Raw genomic sequence first — 13,161 nt, 5'->3', positions numbered from 1 at the left:
TGGTGTGCGTGATAAGGCGCGTCATGAGCGCGCGGCAGGCGAATATCCATCTTGTGAGCAACAGCTTCGGCCCGCGCACGCCACGTGCAGACGCTCAGTAACACCCTTGCGATGGCACGCTCTACACCCTCGGCAAGGACTGCAGAGCGCCCGCCGGGACCACCGGCGCGTCATCGCGACAAAGCCTGAAGAATTCAGCGCCCGAAGGGTCGACGTAAGGGCTGAACTATTGCGTCGCCTGACCTGCGGGCGGCACGTCGGATGTTGCGGCGATAGTGTCCTGCATTTTGGCCCTCGGGGTTGACCGCTCTGCCTAGACGCAATCCTCTGCAAAGGAGCGCTTTGGACCCGGGAGTGGCAATGGACAAGAGATTGGAACCTGTGGGCCAGTGCGCGGACCGGCGCGCATTGCGCGTGGCTTGCATGAACGTGAAGTACAGCCCGAACCTGGGCGACGGGCTCTTGTCCGAGTGTCTCGAGCATGCGCTGATTGCCCAGGGCGCGGCGTCAGACACCGCTTCGATCGACTTGGCTGGACGCAACTCTTATGGCCAGCAGATGACCGGGCGTGGGTTGGTCATGTCCGCTCTCGAAGCATTGCCAGACGGCGCGCGCAACCTTGTGGTCCGCGCGCCGCTGGCCCTGCAGAGCCGCCGCAAGTGGGGTCCGCATTATCTGCAAGGCCTGTGCAAAGCCGACGCGGTGGCGATCGGTGGCGGCAATCTCCTGTCCGACCACGACCTTAATTTTCCGACCAAGCTTGCGCTGGCACTGCGCAGTGCGGGCGCAAGCAATCTGCCGCTGGCCATCTATGCCTGCGGTATGGGCGGGCATTGGACCAAGGAGGGTGAGCGCCGAATGCGCAAGGCGCTTGCGCTCAATTCGCCGCGTGCGGTCTTTCTGCGCGACGAGATATCGAAGGGGCGCTGGGACGCTCGCTTTGCCGACACCGCCGGGCAGAAAGCGGTGGTGGTTCGCGATCCCGGCCTACTCGCGCAGGACACCTACGGGCCCGTGGAACGTTCGACAGGGGACGGTCCCGTCATTGGTCTTGGTGTAATGAGCCATGTCGCGGTTCGCTACCATGCCGAGGCACGCATCTCGGAAACCGGGCTGATGCGCTGGTACGTCGATATCGCGCGGACTCTGGTCAGGGCGGGGGCACGGGTGATCGTCTTCACCAATGGCGCCGGAGAAGATCAGGTCGTGCAGGAGGCTTTGATGCCGGAGTTTGCCCGGCTCGGACCGGCGGTCACGCAGGCCCGACCCCAGACCCCCAGGGAACTCGCTCATGTGGTGGGGAGCTGCCACGCGCTGGTGGCATTCCGTATGCACGCCCTGATCGCGGGCTACTCCTACGCGGTGCCGTCTATTGCGCTCAAGTGGGATGACAAGGTCGACGCGTTTCTCGCCTCGATCGACCGCAGCAAATGGCTGCTGGACCCGGCGGAGATTCGTGCCGAGGCCGCCGCCTGGGAGGCGCTTAAGGCTGCGGAACAGGGTGTGGACGCCGCCGTGCACGCAGCGGCAATCGCAGAGGCGCGCGCCGACGTCGCGAAACTCTACGCGGCGTTGGCCGCCTGAGTGGCGCGCGCGTAGAGATCGAGCATCATATCGATCCATTCGTCCGGGCTGGAGCACAGCCGGGCCGCGCCGGAGGCGCCGCGTCGGCTGATGTCGGCGATCTGCGCATCGGGCATGGCGGCCACCTCCGCCAACAGCGCCGCAAAGGCATCTGGGTCGAAAGTATTGCACTGCCAGCCAAGTCCGCCGCCCGCGATCTCGGGGCCGAGCAATGCGCTGTCCGAGACGATCACCGGGAGACCCGAAAGAGACGCTTCGGCCGCCACCAGCCCGAAGGGCTCTGGATAGCGCGAGGGCATGACCAGCGCCCGCGCCTGCCGCGCCTCATCAAGCATGCCGTCGCGGTCGAGCCAGCCGGTAAAGCGGACCTCCGGATGGCGCGCGGCAAGCGGTTCGCGCAGCGGCCCTTCCCCCGCGATGGTGAGCGGAACGCCAGCCTTGGCGGCGGCAGCGATGAGCTCTTCGACCCCTTTCTCGGCCTCGACGCGGCCAAGAAAAAGCAGACGACCGTTGCGCTCCGCGGGGATCCTGTCCGGCGACAGCGCGGTCGCAGGATTGCGCAGCGTGATGAGTTGCTTGCGCGGATAGCCAGCCGCGGCCAGAGGGTCGGCCATGCCGGGGTGGATCAGAAGGATCCCGCCCCAGGGGGCGCGGCGCGGCAGGGTTTTCTTCAGCACCATCTGGCGGCTCACGCGCCAGAGTTTCTGCGCATAGCTGCGCTTGTCGCAATGGGTGCGCAAGCACTCCACCGACAGGGGCTGGCGGGTACAGGGCCGCATGACCTGATAGTCCATAAACCCGCCATTGGGGCAGGCCAAAAAGAAGTCGTGGGCGTGGATGAAGACCCGCGGCGCGACCCTCTGCAGCGGCGCAAAGGCGGCGGGCGTGAGCGTCTTCGACCAAGAATGGGTATGGTAGACGGTCTCGGGACCATCCTCTGCCTCGATCACCTTTGCCAAGAGATCGCGCACGTCAGAATTGAATAGTCCGCGCGTCGCAGCCACATGGGGCGGCGCTTTCATCAACGGATCGCTGCCCGCATTATAGAGCCGCACGCCGAGCGCCGCGAGGTCTTCGTTGGGCTCGCCGTCCGCGGCGACGAAAACGGTCTCGATCCCGCGGGCTGCGAGGCTGCGCGCCTGGACCAACGACAGCCCGGTGGCGCCGCCTCTGGCAAAACTCGCATCATTGATGATCACGACTTTCTTCATGGTCTGGGAAGGCCCTTCCGCCAATTGTTTAGGGGGAGTCTGAATGCAGCCTCGTGCCGCGCTTGACCCATCGATGGCGCTCAGGGCCGGGACAGCGTTATGCGGTATTTCGTGCCGTCACCCTGGGCCGTGCCATTGGGGCCGACCACGATCTCGAGGGCGTCTTTCTCGTTCATCTCAAGGTTGGGGAGCTCGATCGCAAAGGGGCCGTGGCCCGCCTTCTCGTAGACGGTTCGCCCGGCCAGGCTGGCGCGCACGGATATGCCATCTTTGCTGCGTTCGGCGACATCAAAGCGGGCCGTGAGGGAATAGGTTCCACTTTCGGGCGCCATGTAGCGATGCACAATCTCGACGGGATTCGAGGGCGGCCCCCCGGGCAACAGGCTGTCGGCGGCCACCCGCACCCCCATCCCAGCGCCAAGATACGGCGTCCAAGGTACGCCCGGACCTTGCTGACCCGGCAATGTTTCCAGCGGAATAATCTGCGAGCCGCGCCGCGCGAACCGTTCGAAAGGATCGGCCGCGGGCTGCTCGCCCACCTCTTCGGGATAGGCGAATTGGTCAAAGCTGTCTGCCACGACCTTCTGATCCGACAATTCCACTTCGCCGAGCGGCGCACCATCCTTGCTACGCAGCACCAGCGGCTTTTCCCGGTCAAGCAAGTATGGTTTCAGCACCGGTTTTCCGGTGGCATCCAGCACCTCGGCGTTGTCCGGAGCCGTCAGCTCGCGCGGGGCGCCCCAGATGACGAGAACGTTCTGGTCGAAGCGACAGCCGTAGGTGAAAGGGTCCGCGGCGAGAGCTTGCACAGGCCGCCCCTCCATCGACGCGGAAATCAGCTCCCAGGTCTCGCCTGCGGGCGTCACGCGACCCCGGTCGGAGATGAGGGGCACCAATCCGTCGCCGCGGGCATTCAGCGGGTACCAGACGGCATACGTCACGCCGCCAAGGGCGAACTGGCAGTAGTTGCGCAAAAAATGAGCAGCGGCGCGCTCGGGCGCGACTGTGCCGAACTCGGTGACCTCGATCGGCATATTGGCGGCGGCTGGGTGACGCCGCAGGACACCGACCTGGCGGACAAACTGTTCGGCTGGCGTGGTGTAGGGATGCAGCGCAAGCGCATCCATATAGTCCGCGCCGCCAGCATCGAGCACTTCCCAGAGAAAGCCCGCTGCAATCGAATGCGTCGCGCCGCCGAGAACTCGCAAACCGGGCCGCACCTTGCGCGCTTCGGTCGAGGCCGCCTTGAGCAACGGGACATAGGCGCGGGCACGCTCTAGCGGGTGCATGTCTCGAAGAGGCCCGCGGACAAAGTTCACGCCGTTGAATTCATTGCCGACCTCGAGACTTTCGATCATCGGGAACCGCGACACCATTGCGCCCGCGAAACTGCCGAAAGCAGCGATGGCCTCGGGACTATGCGGCGTGTCGCCGTCGTCGTAGAGCGGGTTGCCCCAGTTGAGGACCATGGACAAATTCGCACCTTCCGGTCCGAGCTTATCTGGATAGGCCGTGCGCGGTGATTGGAAACGCGTGGTGCCGGGCGTCTTTTCGGCACGCGCCCAAGCCATGCCGTCGCGGTAATACTTCACCCCAAAGCTCTCGCCGAGGAACATGACCTTGGGCTTCTTGCCCTGGCCAAAATTTGATGCCGCTCCAAGCACCGGTCCGCGCAGGTCTGCTCCCTGAACAGGCGCAGCGGCAAGCATTGCGATCAGCAGGGCTTGGCAAAAATGGTGAGTCTGCAGGCGCAGAACCAACTCTCGGAAGCGCATATGCTCGGTCCCTGCATAGTTCGTGCGGATCGGCTCTTCATGAAGATTGACGTAGCGTCTTGTGCGCGACAAGACTTGTCGCGAAAGGGCAGAGGTTATGCCCGTATTTAGAACAGGAGATTGGCGTTTTGGCGGAAACTGCCATCAAACTTGCCGTTGTGATCTGTTCTGTCGGCAGACCCGAATGCGTCGCGGAGTTGATGCCCGCGCTAAGCGCCCAGACCCGCCAACCGGATCGCCTGATCCTGTCGGTTACCAAGCCCGAGGATGTTGGCTTCGACCCTGCGACATCGCCGGTTGCGGGCACCGAGGTGATCTATGCTGAGAAGGGCCTGCCACGCCAACGCAACGCCGGGCTGGATGCTGTCCAGAACGACTGCGATATCGTGGTTTTTTTCGACGATGATTTCGTCCCCTCGCGGTTCGCACTCGCCGGGATCGAGCATGCTTTCGGCCTCTGGCCGGAGGTCAACGGCATGACTGGATACCTCATCGCCGACGGGATCAATGCACCGGGCCTGACGGACGCCGAGGCGCAAAGGCTCGTCGCCGAACATGATGCCAAGACGCCGGCAGCGGGCCAAGATCGGGCCCCCCTTGTGATCCGCGCCGGGCTGGAAGGGCTCTATGGCTGCAACATGGCTTACCGGATGGCCGCGATAGGCGATGCGCGTTTCGACACGGAACTTCCCCTCTACGGTTGGCAGGAAGATATCGATTTCGCAGCGCGCATCTCCGGCGGGCGGGTCAAGACAGATGCGTTTGCCGGGGTGCACCGAGGCGCGAAGTCGGGGCGCGAAACCTCTGGCCGACGCCTCGGATACAGCCAGTTGGCGAACACGTGGTACTTGGTCCGCAAGGGAACGATGACGCCGAAATTCGCGGCACGTCTGGCGATGCGCAATTTCGCGGCAAACCACGCGAAGATCCTAAGCCCCGAGCCTTGGATTGACCGGCGTGGCCGGGCGGCGGGGAATTGGCTGGCGCTCGGGGATATCCTGACCGGACGGGCCCACCCGGGCCGGATCCTGGACCTCTGACACTCAGAGCAGCGCAGAAATCTGCTTCCAAAGCTGATCGCCTGCGGCGGCCCAGCTGAGTTTTGCAGCGCGTTCGCGCGCGCGCGCGCTCCACTGCGCGTTCTGCTCCGGGTCCGTGGTCAACTGCTGCAGCGCCGCGCGCCAAGCATCGGTATCCTCCGGATCGACGAGGATCGCGCCATCGGCGCAGACCTCTGGCATGGCCCCGGCACGTGCGGCAATCACCGGCGTGCCGCATTGCATGGCCTCAACCGGGGGAAGGCCGAAACCTTCGGTCTGGGAGGGAAAGCCAAAGACGGTGGCGGCCTCGTAGAGCGCACGCAATTCGCCGTCTGAAACAAAGCCGGTAAAGATCGTGCCCTCGGGCGGCTCCCAGCCCTTGGAGCGATAGGCCTCCTCGCCAGCGCCTCCGGCGACGACAAGTGGCAGGCCGAGGCCCGCGTTGCGCATCGCGTCGAAGACGCGGCGGATGTTCTTGTACCCCTTGGCGGATCCGAGCACGAGCACGAAGGGCTTACCCGAAAGGCCATGCTTCTCAAGGATCGCCGGATCGGGTGCGGTGTCGAGAATATGGTCCGTCCCGTTGTGGATCACTCCGATCTTTTCGGCGCGGCAAATCCGGTGTTCTGCCAGCGACTCGCGCGAAAACCCCGAAACAGTCAGCACTCGGCGTGCCGACCGGGCGATGACAGGCAGCAGGCCGCGATAGGCCGCCGCTTGCCGGCCGGTGTAGTCCTCAGGATAAAGAAAGGTCTGGGCGTCATGGATCATCACCACGGAGTTGCGGTGCAGGATCGGCCCGAGGTTACAGAAGTTCACCAAGAGCCCACCCCGCGCGAGGGCTGGCAGGCTCAGCATTTCCCATCCCTGACTGCTCCCAAAGCGTCCGGGCCGGACCTCCGGCACGAGGAGCGGAAACGCCGGGTCCCCGGCAAAGGCCAATGGCGAGAGCAGCACGACCTCGTGCCCGGCCGCCCTGCCCTTTTCGATCAATAGGCTGGAATAATGTGCGGCCGTTCGGTGCACTCCGTTGAGGCCTGCGCCAAGAAACTTACCATTCACATAGATTTTCGTCACAGCTCAGCCTGCCTTTTGACATTTTGCGTCGGCCTGCGCGGCCTGAAGCTGCGCCTCTTGGTGTAGCGCGGCGTCCACCGCATAGAAGTCCTTGATGAACCCTTCGACGTCATCGCCAAGGCTAACCTTGTCGTAAGAGCCCGCCGCATTGTCGAACAGGGCGCTGCCGGTCCAATAGGGATAGATGGCTTTTTTCACCGCATGAGGCATCAGCCGGCGCGCAGCGAAGCGGGCTGCTGGCTGAACGGCACGCGCCCAGCGTTTGGGTTGGCGCCGGGCGTGACTCATCGGCACCTCAGCGGTGAGCCCGGTTTCGGCCAAGAGCCATTCTGACAAAAGGTCCGATCTATTGACCGGGAAGACGCGCTTGAGCACACGTTTTCCGTGCAGACTGACAAAGTCGCTTTGCCGGATGAAGTGGACGTACTCGAGATCGGCAAAACGATCGCGGGACGCCAGCCAGTCGCAGACCCGGGCCGCCTCGTCCCGCACAGGCTTGTCGTCGGCGCGGATCGCGCCTGCGTCGCCGAACTCCTTCATGCGTTGCATCAGCGCCGAGAAAAAGCGCCCGCGCGGATCCCGTGTCATCGCGAAAGAGTGGCTCGCCTCCGCGAGGGCTTTGAAGGTTGCGGGGCATTTTTCCGCGAGCACGAAAAGCGGCAGGTGCGCGGGATGAACGGCACCAAAGGGAGGCAAATCGAAGCTGGCATCATGGCGATCGCTGGTGTCGTCGGGGTGGCGTTCCGAGAGCGCAAGTCGGCGTGCTTCAGCCTCCTCGACGCCGAGGTCTGCGGCGAAGGGGGCAAAGCTGACGCCCTGCCCTTCAAGTGCGCGGTGAATGCTCTTGCCAGCATTTTTGGGGATGTGGATAAAGAAAATGCCGCGGTCTGGGATGAATTTCATGTCGGTCGTCCGATCAAGATCAATTCTGGCCGAAACGCTCGGCGCCTGCGCGCCCAGACCGTCTCTGGTAATCTCTGCACTATGCACGGCATAGGCCCAAGAGCCACGGGTCAGCCCCGGAAATCCCGGTCCTGTTCCTCCAACGAAGTTGCGAGCGCCAAAAATTTGAACGCTCCAGCACCCGGCCCGGGCTAGATTGCAGGTCAGTCGAGCAAGCCCGCCAAAATCCGAACGGATCTGTGCTCATAGGTTGATCTGCTGCGGTTCCTGTGCGCTCCTAACCTCAGTGTTTTCATATGGATTTTATACGTATGACTCTTCGAGATTCCCTCGCCAAAGACATGACCGAGAAGGGCTGGCATCTTGTCGGCGGAGACGGTTCGGGCGTGAAGAAATTCCATGTTCTGGGCGAGCGAAGCTCTGGGACCAATTACATCCAATGGGCCATGGAGACGGCGACAGACCTGCATGACGTCAACCGTGACGTGTTGCGCGGAAATCCGGTGTCGATGCGCCTTTCGAAACTTCTTGGCGCGACGATCAAGGAAGCCAGCATTGGCCCCTATGGCTGGAAGCACGGCATCCCGACCTTTCCAGCCATTGGTCGCCGGGATCTGGTCATCGTATCCTTCCGAAATCTGTTCGACTGGCTTGTGAGCATGTACGCCAAGCCGTGGCACATCTGCGATGACATGTTGTCGCTGAGCTTCAGCGACTTCATTCGTGCCGAATGGGATGCCCGCGTCGATCGGCCGAAGCGATACTTCGACTTGCCCAATCACGACGACTTCGACGGCCTGCCGCTGCGGCTCGATCGACACCCGCTCACTGGACGCCGTTATTCGAGCATTCTCGAGATGCGAAACGTGAAGACCGAAGCCTATCTGGGCCTCGCGGAACTGGGGGGCAATCTGGCGCTGGTTCGGCACGATGCCTTCACCCAGAACGTCGGCCTATGCCTCGAGGAGATGTCCCGCCGCTACGGTTTCACCGCGACGCCCGGCTCTGGCTCGACAGAGAAGCGAATGGGCTCGGAATGGAAATATGATGGGAAGAGCCGCTACGCCGAGGCTCGGGCGGGCGTGGAATTGGAGCGAGACTACATTCTATCCAAAGTTGATTCGAACCTTGAGCGAATGGCAGGGTTCGACTACCGCGGCGACACACCCTAAAATTGAATTGCCACCACCCATTTCTCACAAGGGCAGAGCCCTGACTTCTTTTTCCTCTTTGACCGCCAGATTTTTGAAATAATCAGACCTGAGCTACAGGTTTAACTTTCCCTGCTCCGGATTTTTGAAAGATGTCTGCGATGTGGCAGGTGTCGACGCCGTATTTCAGTCGATCGCGCTGCCGTCGGATTTTATTCATAGATTGGACATGGAATGACGGGATTTTTCAAAATTCTCTCATATATTTTCTCCGGAAATAAAAATTCCCACGACGGTGGAAGCTCCGGTGATGATTGCGGCTGCGGCGTGGATGGAGACATTGAGCTTCAGCTGACGGCCAAAGTTGAAGAGTTTTTCGATACGGTCAATTTTTGGAATTTCTATAGAGCAAAGTCCGAACTCTTGTCCGAACTCGAGGAAATTCTGGACGGTGTCCCCGAGCTTGCTGAAGGGAAGCAGGATTTCCTCGATGCGGTTGATACGGAACTCTGCTCAAAATTCGAGGTGCTTTGCAACGGCGGCTCGGTCGAGGCAGATATCATCGACCTGATCTGCGACCTGACCGATGACCTGGATGGCCCAGGGGACGACGACTCCCCCTGCCCGACGGGCGACCCTGCGGGAACCACTCAGATCAGCGGAACCGCGGACTCCGAGGTGATCAGCGCCGATTTCGATATCGCCAGCACCATCGCGGGCAACGATGGCGATGACACGATCAACGGCAGTGGCTACAACGACTTTCTGCTCGGGAACAGAGACGATGACGTCCTCAACGGTGGCTGTGGGAATGACACGCTCTATGGCGGATCCGAGGATGATGAGCTCTACGGCGACGCCGGCGACGACATGCTTTACGGTGACAGCGAGGATGATTTCCTCGACGGCGGCGCCGGCAACGACCGGGTCAACGGTGGCCGAGGCACAGACCAGTTGAGCGGTGGCGAAGGCGATGACACATTCGTTTTCACCGTGAACACCCAAGACGACGATGCGGTGGACACCATCCTGGATTTCGAGGCGGGAAGCGATGCGATCGAATTCCAGAGCTTCGCGTCCGACAGCGACTTCACCACTGTCCAAGCCGGTGCAGACACCGAGATCTACATCGACGGCACGCTTGAGATCGTGGTTCTACAGAGCTCCATGGCGGAGGTCACCGACGCATTTGTCTTCAACGTCGCCTGACGGCATCGACATATCAGGAGGTACCGTGGCTCTGGTGGCGCCACGGTACAAAAATTTACCAGCGTTTTGACCTGGGCCGTTTCTTAGATCAACGCAGGTCGCAAGAGGCTTTGCTGCTCGAGTTCCTGACCAACTCTGCGGATGACACCCGAGGCGGTGGGAAGATACTCAAACCGTCCTTGCCGTCCGATCGTCACCACGCCAGCTTCCGTCACCCGGTCAATCACCCGTTTAATTCTCTCGCCCTCGCCGACGCGGTAAAGCGGGTAACAGTGGGGCGTGTAGGCGGAGCCTTCGAGGCGCAGGCCCCGACCCAGACCAACCGCCTCGAAGTGCTTCTTCACGGCGTCAAATTCCACTTCGGCGTCTGATGTTCCGTTGAGGGGAACGGTGATTTCGACGGAGAAGAACGCTCGGCCAGAGCCGAGTTCGGGGTAGATTCGAGAATAGATGGTTGCCCGCTTCCAGGCGCCTTCGCGGCTGAAGTTGTAAAGGACGTTCCCAGTCCTGTCGTCCAGCGTGTCGGCAGAGACATAGAGTGTGAGCAGGTCGAGCGACTGCAGACCCGCGTCCTCCCCAGTCAGCATTTTGTATATCGTTCCAATCGGTGCAGAGCTGACCAGCGCATCGGCGGTGTAAGTGCCTTTTTCGCTGACCACGTGGAAACCCGCCGCATCGCGCATGATCTTGATCGGGCGCTCACCCATGTAAAACTGCGCGCCATCGGCTTCGAGCGTCCGCTGTATACGTTCGAAGATGGGCCCGTATCCCTCGGCGGGCCGAACGTACAGCGCCGGCCAGACCTTCTTTGGCACCCGGCCAATTCCAACGGCGCGCTTGGCTTTCGTCATCATGGTCTTCAGTTGGGTTTCCCGATCTATCGGCCCCATGCGATGAAAGAAGAAAGATTCATCGATCTGCGCCGGGTCGATGTGATTGAAGCGCTCGATGTAGTCGCGCAATCCGGTCTTGCAGTAGATCGTCTTGCCAAGACGCCGATGACAGATGCGGTCAAGCGACCCGTCGAGCTGGTATCGAAGGCGCGCCGTGGCCAAGTCCAAAACTGCGGAGGCCATCTGCGACTTCTTCCAAGCCGCCAATTCGCTCGCCTCGAACGGGTATCGCAGGATCGCATTGTTGGGCGTCACCCTTCGCTGTTCGCGCCGCACAGTGGGGCACATCTCGCGAAGCCCCGGAGCAAGGTCGAACAGCCTCGAGGTTTCTTCGTAGAAAATGCTCCCGCGGTCGAAACTGTAGGGGCCAATCTGATCGTTTTGGTGAAAGCCGCCACATTGTGAGTCGGGTGAGATCAGGGCTACGCGATGACCCGCACTCAGGAGCCGTTGCGCGGCGGAAAGACCGGCAACTCCTGTGCCTAAAAGAATAACACTGAAAGGGTCTGGCGTGTTGTTAACGTGCTTGGCGGTGGAAGGCGGACAGTGCTGGAGTGACATGCTCGTAACTAGTCCTATCAATTTCAAATAAAAGAGTAAGCAACGGAAGCATGTACTTAGGCGCCGCGACAAGAAAATTGATGTGCCAATTGCGCTTTCGCTATCGAAAAATGTGTCGGGCAGCCGTTGTCGCGCTTTTACTCAGCAAACCCGAGGTATCGAGCGGACGGCGGCGTTGAAGCGGCGGCCCGCCTTTCCCGACTGCCTTGGTGCCTGCGCTGCCCCCCAAACCGTAGCGCTCAATTCAGGACATGACTCGCTCAACGCGCCCCCATGCAAAACAGTCAATTGAGAAGCAATCGATTAAGAATCAAGCAATCGTAGCGCCGCCCAAATTTTAGTGCGAGACCTAAGATTTGGTGATTAAATATGCATGCACCGAATTGCCTTTTTGTTGCCTGATTTTTAGAACCTTTCACCCGTGGTAGCAGCGCTGAAGCTGCCAAAAGCACAGCGCGAAAAATGACCTTCCGGCCCCACGACGCATGTCTAAGCAAGCCGGAGCTCATTCTGAATTTATGGTTTAAATACTGCAACTTAGAGCGCTTTCGTCATGGGTCACCACTCGTGCTCTCTGCAGGTAGCGGATGAGACTGCTCGCTTTTGTGCAGAAAGCGAATTTTTTGTGCGCGGAAAAACGCCAACTCAGGCTTGTCCCGTGTTATCTGTTGTGCCATTACTTTTGACATTCATGATTATTCGCGGGACGGAATCTTTTGCGCTGTATTTCCGCGAATTTGTTGTCGAAACGTATATATGGAACTAACATTCATCGCTTTGAGATTCGGACCTTGCAATAGGCCTTTTCGTTCATGAGGTGTGTTTTTCTTTAGAAGCCTCGCACCCAATACTTCGGAAACCGAAATAAGCAGCGGAAGAAGATTTTGCGGTTTTCTGCCGCCACATCTCGGCGCGAGTGCGGTCTGAGAATTTCGACGGGCCCGAATCTTATTGTGATCTTGGGGGCAGCATTAAATCAGCCAGAGGCAGATACTGGGCGCTGACACGCGCCCAGCCTCGGGGTTTCACAAACAAAATTTATTATTGGAGTGATAAAGATGACGGAAACAGTTCTCGGCACGGGCGACGACGTGTTTGGCGGCGAAATCGGCGCCGATCTGATCAAGGGCAACGCGGGCGACGACACGCTGACAGGCGACAGCGGAAGTGACACTGTCTCGGGTCAGGCCGGCGACAACTCCCTATCCGGCGGTCAGAATGCCGACTACCTGGGTGGTGGCTCAGGCAATGATATCTTGGACGGCGATGCGGGGGACGACACCCTGCTCGGCAACGAAGGGAATGACACGCTTGCCGGCGCCACCGGCGACGACCGTCTTGTCGGCGGTGAAGGCGACAACTCCCTGCTCGGCGGCAATGGCAATGACAAGCTGCTGGGCGGCGACGGCGCGGACACGCTCATCGGCGGCGACGGCAACGACCTGATGTCGGGTGACGGCACCAACGCTGAGTTGGTCAAATACAACGACGTCTTCATCTTTGACACTGACGATGGCAATGACACAATCAACGGCTTCGATTACGATCCCACGCTCACTGGCGGTGTGCAGGATGTGCTGGTGTTCGAAGATGCGACATCACTCGGCGACCTTACTTTCACAGACATGGGCAAGCACGTGCTGGTTGAGTACGGTTCCACAAGCGTCTTGGTCCGCAATGTTGCCAATGTCGAGGACCTGACGGATCATACCGGTCTTACCGTCGACGGCGACCTCTTCATCGGCTGACGCCAGCAC

Annotated in this window: 10 protein-coding genes; 5 read left to right on the top strand and 5 right to left on the bottom strand. The window is 60.7% G+C overall.

Annotation, left to right across the window (positions count from 1 at the left end; genetic code table 11):
* Nucleotides 1–360: 360 nt before the first annotated feature.
* Nucleotides 361–1,584, top strand: coding sequence for a polysaccharide pyruvyl transferase family protein (locus ACXAD2_RS05090; protein ID WP_475167736.1), 1,224 nt, complete (start codon nt 361–363; stop codon nt 1,582–1,584).
* Here ACXAD2_RS05090 and ACXAD2_RS05085 read toward each other — a convergent pair.
* Nucleotides 1,563–2,795, bottom strand: coding sequence for a glycosyltransferase (locus ACXAD2_RS05085; RefSeq protein WP_475167734.1), 1,233 nt, complete (start codon nt 2,793–2,795; stop codon nt 1,563–1,565). The two genes, ACXAD2_RS05090 and ACXAD2_RS05085, sit on opposite strands and share 22 nt — an antisense overlap.
* An 80-nt stretch (nt 2,796–2,875) precedes the next feature.
* Nucleotides 2,876–4,570, bottom strand: coding sequence for a glycoside hydrolase family protein (locus tag ACXAD2_RS05080; protein WP_475167730.1), 1,695 nt, complete (start codon nt 4,568–4,570; stop codon nt 2,876–2,878).
* Nucleotides 4,571–4,698: 128 nt separating this feature from the next.
* Between ACXAD2_RS05080 and ACXAD2_RS05075 the strand changes: the two genes are divergently transcribed.
* Nucleotides 4,699–5,610 carry a glycosyltransferase family 2 protein gene (locus tag ACXAD2_RS05075; protein ID WP_475167729.1) on the top strand — a complete coding sequence of 304 codons (912 nt, stop codon included), beginning with the start codon at nt 4,699–4,701 and terminating at the stop codon, nt 5,608–5,610.
* A 3-nt stretch (nt 5,611–5,613) separates the two neighbouring features.
* On the opposite strand, the gene ACXAD2_RS05070 is transcribed toward ACXAD2_RS05075, so the two are convergent.
* Together ACXAD2_RS05070 and ACXAD2_RS05065 are read right to left on the bottom strand one after the other, a co-directional pair.
* Nucleotides 5,614–6,636: a glycosyltransferase family 4 protein gene (locus ACXAD2_RS05070; protein WP_475167726.1), complete on the bottom strand. Its 1,023-nt coding sequence runs from the start codon at nt 6,634–6,636 to the stop codon at nt 5,614–5,616.
* A gap of 54 nt (nt 6,637–6,690) precedes the next feature.
* On the bottom strand, nt 6,691–7,590 hold the full coding sequence (locus ACXAD2_RS05065; protein ID WP_475167722.1) for a hypothetical protein: 900 nt from the start codon (nt 7,588–7,590) through the stop codon (nt 6,691–6,693).
* A 341-nt stretch (nt 7,591–7,931) separates the two neighbouring features.
* Here ACXAD2_RS05065 and ACXAD2_RS05060 point away from each other — a divergent pair, with 341 nt between their 5' ends.
* The gene (locus ACXAD2_RS05060; protein ID WP_475167717.1) at nt 7,932–8,762 is read left to right on the top strand and encodes a hypothetical protein; all 831 of its coding nucleotides are present in this window, start codon (nt 7,932–7,934) and stop codon (nt 8,760–8,762) included.
* Between the two features lie 213 nt (nt 8,763–8,975).
* The gene (locus ACXAD2_RS05055; protein WP_475167716.1) at nt 8,976–9,950 is read left to right on the top strand and encodes a calcium-binding protein; all 975 of its coding nucleotides are present in this window, start codon (nt 8,976–8,978) and stop codon (nt 9,948–9,950) included.
* Nucleotides 9,951–10,033: 83 nt separating this feature from the next.
* Here the strand turns inward: ACXAD2_RS05055 and ACXAD2_RS05050 are convergent, their stop codons facing one another.
* Complete coding sequence (locus ACXAD2_RS05050; RefSeq protein WP_475167713.1) at nt 10,034–11,404, bottom strand: FAD-dependent oxidoreductase; 1,371 nt, start codon at nt 11,402–11,404, stop codon at nt 10,034–10,036.
* A gap of 1,058 nt (nt 11,405–12,462) precedes the next feature.
* On the opposite strand from ACXAD2_RS05050, the gene ACXAD2_RS05045 reads away from it, so the two are divergent.
* Nucleotides 12,463–13,152, top strand: a complete 690-nt coding sequence (locus tag ACXAD2_RS05045; protein ID WP_475167711.1) for a calcium-binding protein — start codon at nt 12,463–12,465, stop codon at nt 13,150–13,152.
* The last annotated feature ends 9 nt before the right edge of the window (nt 13,153–13,161 follow it).

The sequence above is a fragment of the Salipiger sp. ABN3_019 genome, from assembly GCF_056158605.1.
The sequence above is the reverse complement of the archived record's forward strand: the minus strand, read 5'-3'. Positions and strand labels throughout refer to the sequence as shown.

What these genes read in the sequence shown, in the direction of transcription:
- ACXAD2_RS05090 (WP_475167736.1), top strand. Translation starts at nt 361, where the DNA reads ATGGACAAGAGATTGGAACCTGTGGGCCAGTGCGCGGACCGGCGCGCA.
- ACXAD2_RS05085 (WP_475167734.1), bottom strand. Translation starts at nt 2,795, where the DNA reads ATGAAGAAAGTCGTGATCATCAATGATGCGAGTTTTGCCAGAGGCGGC.
- ACXAD2_RS05080 (WP_475167730.1), bottom strand. Translation starts at nt 4,570, where the DNA reads ATGCGCTTCCGAGAGTTGGTTCTGCGCCTGCAGACTCACCATTTTTGC.
- ACXAD2_RS05065 (WP_475167722.1), bottom strand. Translation starts at nt 7,590, where the DNA reads ATGAAATTCATCCCAGACCGCGGCATTTTCTTTATCCACATCCCCAAA.
- ACXAD2_RS05060 (WP_475167717.1), top strand. Translation starts at nt 7,932, where the DNA reads ATGACCGAGAAGGGCTGGCATCTTGTCGGCGGAGACGGTTCGGGCGTG.
- ACXAD2_RS05055 (WP_475167716.1), top strand. Translation starts at nt 8,976, where the DNA reads ATGACGGGATTTTTCAAAATTCTCTCATATATTTTCTCCGGAAATAAA.
- ACXAD2_RS05050 (WP_475167713.1), bottom strand. Translation starts at nt 11,404, where the DNA reads ATGTCACTCCAGCACTGTCCGCCTTCCACCGCCAAGCACGTTAACAAC.
- ACXAD2_RS05045 (WP_475167711.1), top strand. Translation starts at nt 12,463, where the DNA reads ATGACGGAAACAGTTCTCGGCACGGGCGACGACGTGTTTGGCGGCGAA.